Annotated in this window: 16 protein-coding genes; all 16 read left to right on the top strand. The window is 60.1% G+C overall.

All coding sequences use genetic code 11. The features are described from left to right. Positions 1-122 precede the first annotated feature (122 nt). The 16 genes from GS614_RS05065 to GS614_RS04995 all read left to right on the top strand — a co-directional run bounded on the left by GS614_RS05065 (position 123) and on the right by GS614_RS04995 (position 12,828). Positions 123-1,649, top strand: coding sequence for an AMP-binding protein (locus GS614_RS05065; protein ID WP_171725640.1), 1,527 nt, complete (start codon positions 123-125; stop codon positions 1,647-1,649). Beyond that, the gene (locus tag GS614_RS05060) at positions 1,646-2,212 is read left to right on the top strand and encodes a hypothetical protein (RefSeq protein ID WP_171725639.1); all 567 of its coding nucleotides are present in this window, start codon (positions 1,646-1,648) and stop codon (positions 2,210-2,212) included. The genes GS614_RS05065 and GS614_RS05060 overlap by 4 nt, the downstream gene beginning before the upstream one ends. Then, positions 2,209-3,813 (top strand): carboxyl transferase domain-containing protein, encoded by a 1,605-nt coding sequence (locus tag GS614_RS05055; protein WP_171725638.1) that lies wholly within the window; start codon positions 2,209-2,211, stop codon positions 3,811-3,813. The genes GS614_RS05060 and GS614_RS05055 overlap by 4 nt, the downstream gene beginning before the upstream one ends. 1 nt (position 3,814) lies before the next feature. After that, positions 3,815-4,240: an ASCH domain-containing protein gene (locus GS614_RS05050; protein ID WP_171725637.1), complete on the top strand. Its 426-nt coding sequence runs from the start codon at positions 3,815-3,817 to the stop codon at positions 4,238-4,240. 5 nt (positions 4,241-4,245) lie between these two features. Further along, complete coding sequence (locus GS614_RS05045) at positions 4,246-6,180, top strand: acetyl/propionyl/methylcrotonyl-CoA carboxylase subunit alpha (protein WP_171725636.1); 1,935 nt, start codon at positions 4,246-4,248, stop codon at positions 6,178-6,180. Between the two features lie 78 nt (positions 6,181-6,258). Then, positions 6,259-7,110 carry a hydroxymethylglutaryl-CoA lyase gene (locus GS614_RS05040; RefSeq protein ID WP_171725635.1) on the top strand — a complete coding sequence of 284 codons (852 nt, stop codon included), beginning with the start codon at positions 6,259-6,261 and terminating at the stop codon, positions 7,108-7,110. 1 nt (position 7,111) lies between these two features. Then, positions 7,112-7,894 (top strand): crotonase/enoyl-CoA hydratase family protein, encoded by a 783-nt coding sequence (locus GS614_RS05035; RefSeq protein WP_171725634.1) that lies wholly within the window; start codon positions 7,112-7,114, stop codon positions 7,892-7,894. A gap of 194 nt (positions 7,895-8,088) precedes the next feature. Continuing rightward, positions 8,089-8,454 carry an NADH-quinone oxidoreductase subunit A gene (locus GS614_RS05030; protein WP_068335558.1) on the top strand — a complete coding sequence of 122 codons (366 nt, stop codon included), beginning with the start codon at positions 8,089-8,091 and terminating at the stop codon, positions 8,452-8,454. After that, positions 8,445-8,978 carry an NADH-quinone oxidoreductase subunit B family protein gene (locus tag GS614_RS05025; protein WP_010442777.1) on the top strand — a complete coding sequence of 178 codons (534 nt, stop codon included), beginning with the start codon at positions 8,445-8,447 and terminating at the stop codon, positions 8,976-8,978. The genes GS614_RS05030 and GS614_RS05025 overlap by 10 nt, the downstream gene beginning before the upstream one ends. Further along, on the top strand, positions 8,975-9,301 hold the full coding sequence (locus GS614_RS05020; RefSeq protein ID WP_171725633.1) for an antibiotic biosynthesis monooxygenase: 327 nt from the start codon (positions 8,975-8,977) through the stop codon (positions 9,299-9,301). Before GS614_RS05025 ends, GS614_RS05020 begins: the two co-directional genes overlap by 4 nt. Beyond that, positions 9,294-9,899, top strand: coding sequence for an NADH-quinone oxidoreductase subunit C (locus GS614_RS05015; protein ID WP_171115033.1), 606 nt, complete (start codon positions 9,294-9,296; stop codon positions 9,897-9,899). Before GS614_RS05020 ends, GS614_RS05015 begins: the two co-directional genes overlap by 8 nt. Then, positions 9,899-10,072, top strand: coding sequence for a hypothetical protein (locus GS614_RS05010; protein ID WP_010442775.1), 174 nt, complete (start codon positions 9,899-9,901; stop codon positions 10,070-10,072). The genes GS614_RS05015 and GS614_RS05010 overlap by 1 nt, the downstream gene beginning before the upstream one ends. Before the next feature lies 1 nt (position 10,073). Further along, positions 10,074-10,196 carry a hypothetical protein gene (locus GS614_RS22340; protein WP_256367742.1) on the top strand — a complete coding sequence of 41 codons (123 nt, stop codon included), beginning with the start codon at positions 10,074-10,076 and terminating at the stop codon, positions 10,194-10,196. Continuing rightward, positions 10,196-11,419, top strand: coding sequence for an NADH-quinone oxidoreductase subunit D (locus tag GS614_RS05005; protein WP_171167312.1), 1,224 nt, complete (start codon positions 10,196-10,198; stop codon positions 11,417-11,419). Before GS614_RS22340 ends, GS614_RS05005 begins: the two co-directional genes overlap by 1 nt. Next, positions 11,419-12,576, top strand: a complete 1,158-nt coding sequence (locus GS614_RS05000) for an NADH-quinone oxidoreductase subunit E (RefSeq protein WP_171725632.1) — start codon at positions 11,419-11,421, stop codon at positions 12,574-12,576. The genes GS614_RS05005 and GS614_RS05000 overlap by 1 nt, the downstream gene beginning before the upstream one ends. A 30-nt stretch (positions 12,577-12,606) precedes the next feature. Further along, positions 12,607-12,828: a DUF5337 domain-containing protein gene (locus GS614_RS04995; RefSeq protein WP_171115038.1), complete on the top strand. Its 222-nt coding sequence runs from the start codon at positions 12,607-12,609 to the stop codon at positions 12,826-12,828. The last annotated feature ends 3 nt before the right edge of the window (positions 12,829-12,831 follow it).

The following is a 12,831-nucleotide window of genomic DNA, read 5'->3' as shown; positions in this document are numbered from 1 at the left end:
TTATGTTGATGCTCTTGGTTTCGCAAAGGCGGTGTCCGGCCACTCTGATCTGCATCAAGTTTGCGTGATGTGTCCGCCCAAGGTCAGGTCGCGAAGCATCAGGAAAACAAGGGGAATTCGCGTTGTTGCACGCTGAGCGCATACCGGGTTTGCGCTCAGGAGGAGGCTGGGACATACCGGACCGGCTGAACATGGCGCAGCAATGTCTGAACCATCCGGCTGATCAGGTGGCGCTTATCGATCTGACCGGATCAGGGCAGCGGCTGATAACCTATGGGCAGCTGTCGCAAATGGCTGACGGAATCGCCCGCGCCCTGCTGGCCCGCGTCCGGCCCGGTGATCGGGTCGGAGTGCTGCTGAGCCAGTCACCCTGGTGTGCGGCAGCTCATCTGGCGATCTGGAAGATCGGCGCGATTTCGGTGCCCTTGTTCAAGTTGTTCAAGCAAGATGCGCTGCGGTCGCGGGCGGGCGATGCAGGCGTTCAGATCGTGCTGAGCGATGCCGAAGGGGCGGATTTGCTGGGCGATCTGGCTGAACCTCTGATCGCATCCGAAATTGGCGTGACCGGTCCAGCGCTGCCCTATGCCGCGACAGGGCCCGAGGATCCTGCCGTATTGATCTACACCTCTGGTACAACCGGCAGCCCGAAAGGCGCGCTGCACGGGCATCGGGTTCTGACCGGGCATGTGCCGGGTGTCTCGATCAGCCACAATCACCTGCGTGAAGGAGACTGCCTGTGGACCCCGGCGGATTGGGCGTGGATCGGCGGGTTGTTCGATGTGCTGATGCCGGGCCTTGCGCTGGGTATCCCGGTTGTCGCGGCACGGCTTGAGAAGTTCACCCCCGAAGCCTGCGCCGAGATCATTGCGCGGGGCGGGGTGCGGAATGTGTTCTTTCCGCCAACCGCCCTGCGGATGCTCAAGGCGGCGGATCAGGCGATCCCCGGTTTGCGCTCGGTTGCGTCCGGGGGTGAGCCGCTGGGGGCCGAGATGCTGGCCTGGGGCCAAGGTGCGTTTGGTCTGACGATCAACGAATTCTACGGCCAGACCGAGTGCAACATGGTCGTATCCTCCTGCGCCGAGGATTTCCCTGTTCAACCCGGCTGTATCGGCAAGCCGGTGCCCGGGCATGAAGTCGCGGTGATCGACGATGTCGGCAACCCGACCAGCGAGGAAGGCGATGTCGCCATCCGGCGGGGTTCGGCGTCGATGCTGCTGGAATACTGGAACAATCCGCAAGCGACGGCCGAGAAGTTCCGGGGTGATTGGCTGATCACCGGAGACCGCGGCGTGTGGGAATGCGACTATCTGCGCTTTGTGGGCCGCGATGATGATGTGATTACATCCGCCGGTTACCGCATTGGCCCGGCCGAGATCGAGGATTGCCTGCTGACCCATCCGGCGGTGGCCACCGTGGGCGTGGTCGGCAAGCCCGACCCGCTGCGGACCGAGATCGTCAAGGCGTATGTGGTGTTGAAACCGGGGGCCGAGGCCACGGGTGCCGAATTGCAGGATTGGGTCAAGGATCGTCTGGCGCATTATTCATATCCGCGTGAGGTGACGTTTCTGGAGGAACTGCCGATGACCGTGACCGGGAAGGTGATCCGGAAAGAATTGAAGGCCCGGGCGGCGGGGGAGGTACAAGCATGACTTGGGTCACCTTTGGCGAGGGCACGCGACGCTTGAAATCGCAAGAAGCGCTGGATGATGCATCTAGCGCAATTTACAAATGGGCTTACGGCCCAATTCAGCCGGGTGGCGAGTCCAGAGTGATGTACATTTCAGCGGTAACTCTGCTGCGAGTTGTTGGTCACGTATTACATAAAGTAGATTGCAATAAATTTCCCGAAATTGGGGCCGAAGTCGAAAGACGATTTCAAAGGTGGAAGAAGGGCGAAGGTCGAGATCTCATTTTTGCCGAGTTCATCGAGAAACAGAGAAACCTAATTCTGAAAGAGTACGCGCCTAATTGGTCTCCAGATAACGAAGTGGAACTCAAGTGGAGAACTTTGCCAGCCGGGCCGTACGCATCAGAAGAATCAAAGCAGTTTTCGGCTGCGCTATTCAAAGGTTTGGAAGGTAGTACAATGAAAGCGATACTAATGCCGACGGGACCGTTTGCGGGTTGGTCTTTTGATGAACTTTTGTCCGAAGCTGCAAGTTGGTGGATGCAGCAACTTTTTGAAATTGAATTACTTTTGGAGGATGCATGAAACTCACATCCAAAGCCATGCCCGCATCTGAGGGCTTCAAGACAAACCGCGCCGCTCATCTTGAAGCGCTGGCGCAGATCTCTGCCGCCGCCGAGGCAGCCCGCATGGGGGGCGGCGAGAAATCACGCGCGCGGCATGAATCCCGTGGCAAGATGTTGCCCCGGCGGCGGGTGGCGAACCTGCTGGATCCGGGGTCACCGTTCCTCGAAATCGGGGCGACGGCGGCGCATGGGATGTATGACGATGCCGCGCCCTGCGCCGGCGTCATCGCGGGCATTGGACTTGTGCAGGGGCAGCAGGTCATGGTGGTCTGCAACGACGCCACCGTGAAGGGCGGCACCTATTACCCGATGACGGTCAAGAAACACCTGCGGGCGCAGGAGATTGCCGAGGAAAACCATCTGCCCTGCATCTATCTGGTCGACAGCGGTGGCGCGAACCTGCCCAATCAGGATGAGGTCTTTCCCGACCGCGATCACTTTGGCCGCATCTTCTACAACCAAGCGCGGATGAGCGCGAAGGGGATCGCTCAGATCGCCGTGGTCATGGGGTCATGCACGGCCGGTGGCGCCTATGTGCCGGCGATGTCGGATGTGACGATCATCGTCAAAGAACAGGGCACGATTTTTCTGGCCGGCCCGCCTCTGGTCAAGGCCGCGACGGGCGAGGTTGTCAGCGCCGAAGATCTGGGCGGCGGCGATGTACACACGCGCCTGTCCGGCGTCGCCGACTATCTGGCCGAGGATGATGCGCACGCGCTGGCCTTGGCCCGTCGGGCGGTTGGGTCACTCAATCGCCGCAAGCCGCAGACGGTGGACTGGGCCAGCCCCGAAGATCCGGCCTATGACCCCGAGGAAATCCTGGGCGTTGTCCCTGCTGATCTGCGCACGCCCTATGACATCCGTGAAGTGATTGCGCGTCTGGTCGATGGGTCTCGGTTCGACGAATTCAAACCGCGCTTCGGCGAAACGCTGGTCACGGGGTTTGCCCATGTCAAAGGCTGCCCGGTGGGGATCATCGCCAACAACGGCGTGCTGTTTTCCGAGGCGGCGCAGAAGGGTGCCCATTTCGTCGAGCTGTGTTCGCAACGCAAAATCCCGCTTTTGTTCCTGCAAAACATCACCGGGTTCATGGTCGGTCGCAAATACGAAAACGAAGGCATCGCGCGGCATGGGGCCAAGATGGTTACGGCGGTGGCCACGACGTCGGTGCCCAAGATCACGATGCTGGTCGGCGGCTCGTTCGGGGCCGGGAACTATGGCATGGCCGGTCGTGCCTATCAGCCCCGGTTCCTGTGGACCTGGCCGAATTCGCGCATTTCGGTGATGGGCGGCGAGCAGGCCGCTGGCGTTCTGGCCACCGTCAAACGCGACGGGATAGAACGGCAGGGTGGCACGTGGTCCGCCGAAGAAGAGGCCGAGTTCAAACGCCCGACGCTGGATATGTTCGAGGAACAGTCGCATCCGCTCTATGCCTCGGCGCGGCTGTGGGATGACGGCATCATTGACCCGCGCAAAAGCCGCGATGTGCTGGCCCTGTCGCTCAGCGCCGCGCTGAATGCCCCGATCGAGGAGACACGTTTCGGCGTGTTCCGGATGTGAGATGAGCGAGAGTTTGAAAGACATAATCGCCCGCTATCCCGGTGCACAAACCTTCAAATTCGGCGACAACCCCGTGCTGAGTTCAGAGCTTCTGGCCTTGGTCCGTTCTGGCCGTAAAACAGCGACCTGCGACGCGCTCAGAAACTATCCTGATGACAGCGTTGAGATGCCCAAGTCCGGTCGCCGCGATATTGCGCTGAACTGGGATGACACTCCGGCGTTGGTCATTGAAACCGTTGATGTTTCGATCCAGCGTTACTGCGATGTGACCGAGGAATTCGCCTTGGCGGAAGGTGAAAATGAAACGCTTGAAGGATGGCGGGAAGATCATCGTCGATATTTCCAGCGAAACGGCGGCTTTGATCCTGAGATGAAACTCGTGTGCGAACGGTTCCGTCTCGTCGAAGATCTGGCAGTGGAAGGGTGAAAGACATGTTCAACAAAATCCTGATTGCCAACCGGGGCGAGATCGCCTGCCGCGTCATGGAAACGGCCCAGTCCATGGGCGTGTCCTGCGTTGCTGTCTATTCCGATGCGGACGCGGCGGCCAAACACGTTCAGATGGCGGACGAGGCGGTTCATATTGGCGGCCCCGCCCCGGCGGACAGCTATTTGAAGGGCGACGTCATCATTCAGGCCGCGCTGGATACCGGTGCACAGGCGATCCATCCGGGGTATGGCTTTCTGTCCGAGAACCCCGGTTTCGTGGATGCCGTGCAGGCGGCGGGGCTGACGTTTATCGGCCCTTCGGCGGATGCGATCCGCAAGATGGGCCTCAAGGACGCGGCCAAGGTTCTGATGGAGAAGGCCGGCGTTCCGGTCGTACCCGGCTATCACGGCGACAATCAGGACCCCGAGCATCTGGCCGGTGCGGCGGATGCGATCGGCTATCCGGTTCTGATCAAGGCCGTTGCGGGCGGCGGCGGCAAGGGGATGCGCCTTGTTGAACGCCCTGAGGATTTCGCGACCGCGCTTGACAGCGCGCGGGGCGAGGCCCGGACCGCCTTCGGTAATGATGCCGTGCTGGTCGAAAAATTCGTGGCAAAACCCCGCCATATCGAAGTGCAGGTGTTCGGCGATGGTACTCATGCCGTGCATCTGTTCGAAAGGGACTGCTCGTTGCAGCGCCGCCATCAGAAGGTGATCGAAGAAGCCCCTGCCCCGGGCATGACGTCTGAGATGCGCGAGGCTATGGGTCAGGCGGGTGTGCGCGCCGCTGAGGCGATCGGCTATGAAGGCGCGGGCACGGTCGAATTCATCGTCGATGCCTCTGATGGGCTGCGCCCCGACAGGTTCTGGTTCATGGAAATGAACACGCGCCTTCAGGTGGAGCACCCGGTGACAGAGGCCATCACGGGGATCGATCTGGTCGAGTGGCAGCTTCGCGTGGCCGCAGGCGAGAGCCTTCCCAAGAAACAGGATGATCTTGCGATCTCTGGCCATGCCTTCGAGGCTCGTCTGTATGCCGAGGATGTGCCGAAAGGGTTCCTGCCCGCGACGGGAACGCTGACTCATCTAGTTTTCCCCGGCAACTGTCGCGCCGATAGCGGCGTTCGCGCCGGGGACACGATCAGCCCGTGGTATGACCCGATGATCGCCAAGGTGGTGGTGCATGGATCGACGCGTGCCATTGCACTTGAGACGTTGAACCGGGTGCTGCAACAGACCGAAGTTGCAGGTACTGTTACCAATCTGGCCTTTCTGGGCGCGTTGACGCGTCACGAAGGATTTGCCTCGGGCGATGTCGATACGGGGCTGATCGGGCGAGACCTTGAAACGTTGGTGCAGGAACCCGAGCCGTCGGATGTTACCGCGGTCGCGGCTGCGATGACGGCATTGGATCTGGTGGATGTCGATCCGGAAACCGGGTTTTCGCTGTGGGCGCCGCTGCATCGCGCCGTACAATTGTCCCGTCGCGACGACGTGCTGGATCTGGACGTGCAGGTCGATGGGCCGGATCGCCAGATTTGGCAGATTGGCGAAAACCGTGTCGTTGCGGAACGCACTGCCGGGCGCTGGGTGTTGAACGGCACGCCGATGCCTCGCGTTGCCGCACATAACGGGACCCTGACGGTTTTCACCGATTACGGTCAGAGCTTAGACGTCATCAATCCGCTGGACCGGGATACCAGCCCGACCGGTGACACCAATGTGATCGAGGCGCCTATGCCCGGTCTGGTCAAAGCCGTCTTCGCTACGGCGGGACAAACCGTACAGAAAGGCGATCGTCTGGCCATTTTGGAAGCGATGAAGATGGAGCATTCGCTGCTTGCGGCGCGGGACGGGATCGTTGCCGAAGTGCTGGTCGAGGATGGTTCGCAGGTCGAAGCCGGGGCTGCCCTGGTGAGGTTGGAGGACGAAGCTTGATCTGTACCCGCGCAACGCGGCGTGCCAAGGTCAGACGATAATTGCTTGAAACGACAACAATCCAGAAGGGGGGCGGACATGGGTGAGCTGGTCGAAATCTATGAGGTCGGGCCGCGCGACGGGCTGCAAAACGAAAAGCGCGAAATACCGGTCGCGGACAAGATCGCCTTGATCGACTGTCTCAGCCGTGCGGGGTTTCGCCGGATCGAAGTTGCAAGCTTCGTGTCCCCGAAATGGGTGCCGCAGATGGCGGGTTCCGCTCAGGTGCTGGGGGGGATCACGCGTGCGAATGGGGTGCGCTATGCCGCGCTGACGCCGAACATGCATGGCTATGGCGACGCGCTGGCGGCCAAGGCGGACGAGATCGCCGTGTTCGCCTCGGCCTCCGAAGGGTTCTCGAAGGCCAATATCAATGCCTCCATCGCCGAGTCGATCGAGCGGTTCACGCCGATTCTGGAGGCGGCGCGCCATATCGACCTGCCGGTTCGTGGCTATGTCTCATGCGTGACGGATTGCCCATATGACGGTCCGACGCCGCCCGAAAAAGTAGCTGAGATTGCTGATCGGCTTTTCGCGCTGGGCTGTTACGAGGTTTCGCTGGGCGACACGATTGGGCAGGGAACTCCGGACAAGGTTGCACATATGCTTCTGGCTGTGCGCGAGAGGGTTCCGGTGACGCGGCTGGCGGGGCATTTTCATGACACCAACGGGCGCGCGATCGACAACATCGATGCGGCATTGGCGCTGGGCGTGCGGGTGTTCGATGCAGCCGTGGGCGGGTTGGGCGGTTGCCCCTACGCCCCGGGTGCCGCCGGTAACGTGGCCACCGAGGATGTTGCGGCGCATTTGCAGCGGCTGGGGTATGAAACTGGCCTGGATATCGACGTCATTGAAGAGGCCGCGCAGATGGCCAGGGCTTTGAGGGGCTGACATGTTTGAAACGATCACGATCTCGACGGATATGCGCGGTGTCGCGACGCTTACCCTGAACCGGCCTGAAAAACACAATGCCATGTCGGGGCAGATGATCACGGAATTGACCGACGCCGCATCGCAACTTGGTCAGGATGACGCGGTCCGGGCGGTCGTTCTGGCCGCGGCGGGCAAGACGTTTTGTGCCGGCGGTGATCTGGGGTGGATGCAGGACCAGATAGCGGCTGACAAAAAGACGCGTTTTGTCGAGGCGCGCAAGCTGGCCGAGATGTTGCAGGCTCTGAACACGATGCCAAAGCCTCTGATCGGGGCGTTGCAGGGCAATGCCTTTGGGGGCGGGGTGGGCATGGCGGCCGTGTGCGATGTCGCGATCGGGGTCGACAGTCTGAAGATGGGGTTGACCGAAACGCGCCTGGGGCTGATCCCCGCAACAATTGGCCCCTATGTCATCGCCCGCATGGGCGAAGCCCGCGCGCGCCGGGTGTTCATGTCTGCCCGTTTGTTCGATGCGTCCGAGGCCGTTGATCTGGGCCTGCTGGCGAAAACTGTTTCGGCAGATCGGCTTTCGGACGCGGTTGAGGACGAAATTCGCCCCTATTTGTCTTGCGCGCCCGGGGCGGTTGCCTCTGCCAAGGCGCTGGTTCGCGCTCTGGGTCCGCGCATCGACGATGCCGTGATCGATCAGACCATAGGCGAGTTGGTCGAGCGCTGGGAAACACAAGAGGCACGCGAAGGGATCGCGGCGTTTTTTGAAAAACGAAAACCTGCATGGAATAAGTAGGTTTTACCAGGCTCCACCAAGCCAAAGTCAAACGCCGGTGCTGCGATTCTATGCCGCGCTGTCAAACGCAGGTTTGATCGCGAAGGGGGCTGTGTTCGGTTGACCCTCTGACCCCGCAGAGATAGAGAATGTCCAGTCAACACGCCAATTGACGGCGCACCCGACAAGACATGTGCGCAGGAAAGGAGCTATTCGTGGAAGACCTGCTGCGGGAGTACCTCCCGATTCTGGTGTTTCTGGCCGTTGCCGTGGGCCTTGGGATCGTCTTGATTCTGGCCGCCGTCGTACTGGCCGTCCGCAATCCCGACCCCGAAAAGGTCAGCGCATATGAGTGTGGTTTCAATGCCTTCGACGATGCGCGGATGAAATTCGACGTCCGATTCTATCTGGTTTCGATTCTGTTCATCATCTTCGATCTAGAGATCGCTTTCCTGTTTCCCTGGGCCGTGGGCTTCAGAGACATCAGCGATGTCGGGTTCTGGTCCATGATGGTGTTCCTGGGTGTTCTGACCATCGGCTTTGCCTATGAATGGAAGAAAGGGGCGCTGGAATGGGAGTGATGACAGGTGCCAACACTGCCGGTGTCGACAAGGAAGTCGCCACTCAGGCCCTGAACGCCGAGTTGCAGGACAAGGGTTTCCTGCTGACCTCGACCGAAGACATCATCAACTGGGCCCGCACCGGCTCGTTGCACTGGATGACCTTTGGACTGGCCTGCTGCGCGGTTGAGATGATGCATACCTCGATGCCACGTTATGATGCGGAACGGTTCGGCATCGCGCCCCGGGCGTCTCCGCGCCAGTCGGACGTGATGATCGTGGCGGGAACGCTGACCAACAAGATGGCGCCCGCGCTGCGCAAGGTCTATGACCAGATGCCCGAGCCGCGCTATGTGATCTCGATGGGCTCCTGCGCGAATGGCGGTGGGTATTACCACTATTCCTATTCCGTCGTACGTGGCTGTGACCGGGTTGTTCCGGTGGACATCTACGTGCCCGGATGCCCTCCGACTGCTGAGGCACTGCTTTACGGTCTGATGCAGTTGCAACGCAAAATCCGCCGCACGGGAACGATTGTGCGATGAGTGATCCGTTTGTCAGGCGCTGGGAGGCTGTGGTTGCCCGAGACGATGTTGCCGAGTGGGTCGGTACTTTTCGGACACGTGCGCTCCCCGGCATGCGCGCCGTGGATGGGTTTGAAAGCGTGTCCTTCCTCGTCCGGCGCGATCAGGATCCCTGCCAAGTCATGGTACTGACCAAATGGCGTGACATGGCCGCTGTTGCGAATTATGCGGGCGAGAACGTCGCAAAGACGATTATGCCCGACTTTATGGCGAAGTTTTTCAAATCTTACGACGCAGAAGCTACGTTCTATGACGAAGTTTTGCAGGAGGGCCGCAATGAGTGAAGCACTCAAAGAACTCGGCGCACAGCTGGAGCTGAAACGGTCTGATTGTGTTCTGTCGTGGGATGTGACCCATGGCGAACTGAACGTGGACGTGGCACCGTCGAATCTCGTGGAATTCATTGAGTTCCTGAAATCTGATCGCAGCTGCCAGTTTTCGACCCTTGTGGACATCACTGGCGTGGATTACCCCGAGCGCGCCAAACGGTTCGACGTGGTGTACCATTTCCTGTCGATGTACCAGAACCAGCGTATCCGGCTGCGGGTCTCGATCCGTGAAGACGACATGGTGCCGTCGATCGTTGACGTGCACCCCTCGGCCAATTGGTTCGAGCGTGAGGTGTTCGACATGTTCGGCATCCTGTTCTCGGGCCATCCGGACCTGCGGCGCATCCTGACCGACTATGGGTTCCGTGGTTACCCACTGCGCAAGGATTTCCCGACCACCGGCTATACCGAAGTGCGCTATGACGAGGCGCAAAAGCGCGTGGTCTACGAGCCGGTCAGCCTGGTGCAGGAATACCGTCAGTTTGATTTCATGTCCCCGTGGGAGGGTGCGAACTACATTCTGCCGGGGGATGAAAAACAGGAGACTGAATAATGGGTGGCATCTGGTGGCTGATCCTGTCCGCGCTGACCATCATTCCGATGGTGAAGATATTGCCGTTCTTCGGGATCAACAAATACTGGTGCCTGCTGTGTCTGGTTCCCTTTGGCACGATCGCCTTGCTGTGGTGGGTCGGGCTGAAACTGCAAGAGTTGGAGCGCCGCTGAGATGATGGGTGAGTTGATCATTCTGGGCGCGTTGGGGGTTCTTCTGGCCGGGGCCGCAGCCAAAGCGGCCGAGGCGGAAAAGGTTCGGGTTCGGGCCGATGCGAAAAAGAAACGAGGGCGTTGATGGACGGCTCAAGATACGATGACGGCAGCACGGACGCGCTGAGCGGAGAACAGAAGATCCGCAATTTCAACATTAACTTCGGCCCGCAACACCCTGCGGCGCACGGGGTTCTGCGCCTTGTGCTGGAACTCGACGGTGAGATCGTCGAACGGTGCGACCCGCATATCGGCCTGCTGCACCGCGGCACCGAAAAGCTGATGGAAAGCCGGACCTATCTGCAAAACCTGCCGTATTTCGATCGTCTGGATTACGTGGCGCCGATGAACCAGGAACATGCCTGGTGTCTGGCCATCGAAAAGCTGACCGGGGTTGAAGTGCCGCGTCGGGGTTCGCTGATCCGGGTTCTGTATTCCGAGATCGGCCGCATCCTGAACCACCTGCTGAACGTGACCACGCAGGCTATGGATGTGGGCGCGCTGACCCCGCCGCTCTGGGGTTTTGAAGAGCGTGAAAAGCTGATGGTGTTCTACGAGCGTGCCTGCGGCGCCCGTCTGCACGCGGCCTATTTCCGTCCCGGTGGTGTGCATCAGGACCTGCCGCCGGAACTGCTGGACGATATCGAGGCTTGGAGCCACGAATTCCCCGCCGTTCTGGACGACATTGACGGTCTGCTGACCGAAAACCGCATCTTCAAACAGCGCAACGCCGATATTGGTGTCGTGACCGAAGATGACATTCAGAAATACGGTTTCTCGGGCGTGATGGTGCGTGGGTCGGGCCTTGCATGGGACCTGCGCCGCGCTCAGCCCTATGAATGCTATGACGAGTTTGAATTCCAGATCCCCGTCGGCAAAAACGGCGACTGCTATGACCGTTATCTTGTCCGCATGGAAGAGATGCGCCAGTCGCTGTCGATCATCCAGCAGGCCATCGTCAAAATCCGCGACTGCCCCGGTGACGTTCTGGCGCGCGGCAAGATCACCCCGCCGAAACGCTCGGACATGAAGACCTCGATGGAAAGCCTGATCCATCACTTCAAGCTGTATACCGAAGGCTTCCACGTCCCTGCAGGCGAGGTCTATGCCGCGGTCGAAGCCCCCAAGGGCGAGTTCGGCGTCTATCTGGTCGCCGACGGCACCAACAAGCCCTACCGCGCCAAGCTGCGCGCTCCCGGTTTCCTGCACCTGCAAGCCATGGACCACGTCGCCAAGGGCCACCAACTGGCCGACGTCGCCGCCATCATTGGCACCATGGATGTCGTATTTGGAGAGATTGACCGCTAATGCTCCGCCGTCTTCATCCCGAACAACCCGAAAGCTTTGCCTTCACCGCTGCCAACCAGCAATGGGCCGAAGCGCAGATCACCAAATACCCCGAAGGCCGCCAGGCCAGCGCGGTCATTCCGCTGCTGTGGCGCGCGCAAGAGCAGGAGGGCTGGCTGAGCCGCCCGGCGATTGAGTCCATCGCCGACATGCTGGGCATGGCCTATATCCGCGTGCTCGAGGTTGCGTCCTTCTACTTCATGTTCCAGCTGCAACCAGTTGGATCTGTGGCGCATATTCAGGTCTGCGGCACGACGTCCTGCATGATCTGCGGGGCCGAAGATCTGATCGCGGTCTGCAAGGAAAAGATCGCCGCGAAACCGCATGAACTTTCTGCCGATGGCCAGCTGAGCTGGGAAGAGGTCGAATGCCTCGGTTCCTGCACCAACGCGCCGATGGCGCAGATTGGCAAGGATTACTACGAGGATCTGACCGCCGAGAGTTTCGGCAAGATCCTCGACGATCTGGTGGCGGGCAAGGTGCCGACGCCCGGCCCTCAGAACGGGCGTTACGCGGCCGAGCCGTTGAAAGGGCTTTCCAGCCTGTCCGAATATGAAGCCGGCAAGCCGAAATACAACGCAAGTGTTGAACTGGCGACAGAGCTTGGAGACACGGTCAAGCGTATCGACGGAACCGAAGTTCCGATCCTGACACCTTGGCTTGGCAAGGATGGCAAAGCCGAAGCTTCCGGTTCCGCTCCTCAACCGCCGAAAAAGCTGGAGCCCGGCAAGACGGCGACACAACAGAGTGGAACCAAAAAATCGACCCATACCGAACCGGCATCTCCCGAGGGCGCTGCGGCAAAGACGGATGGCCCTGACGTTCAGGAGACCCAGCCTAACACTCTAACCGCGGCACGTGACGGCAAGGCGGATGACCTGAAACTGTTGAAAGGCGTCGGCCCCAAGCTGGAAGAAACGCTGAACGAGTTGGGTTTCTATCACTACGACCAGATAGCGGCCTGGACGCCCGAACATGTGGCCTGGGTCGATGCGCGATTGAAATTCAAAGGCCGGATCGAACGCGATGGCTGGATCGAGCAGGCGGCCAAGCTTGCTGCGGGTGAGGAAACCGAATTCGCCAAACGTGCCAAATCCGAGGGCACATACGAAGACTAGACGGATGCCCGTTCCGGGCTTCGGGGGAAGATGGACAAGGACAAGGAACAGGCCATAGCCCGCAAGGGCCGACATATCGGGGTGGTCATCGCCGTGACCATGCTGATCTGGCTTGCGATGAACCTGTTCATTGGCCCCGCGCTGGGTTTGACAACCCGGCATGCGCTGCTGTTTGATTTCGCCGCTCTGGCGGGTTTCATCTATGCGGGCGTCAACATTTTTCAACTCTGGCGCATGCGTCAGGACAGCTGAAGG

Origin of the sequence: Ruegeria sp. HKCCD6604 (genome assembly GCF_013110635.1) — a bacterium.
GTDB lineage: Bacteria > Pseudomonadota > Alphaproteobacteria > Rhodobacterales > Rhodobacteraceae > Ruegeria.
The sequence above is the reverse complement of the archived record's forward strand: the minus strand, read 5'-3'. Positions and strand labels throughout refer to the sequence as shown.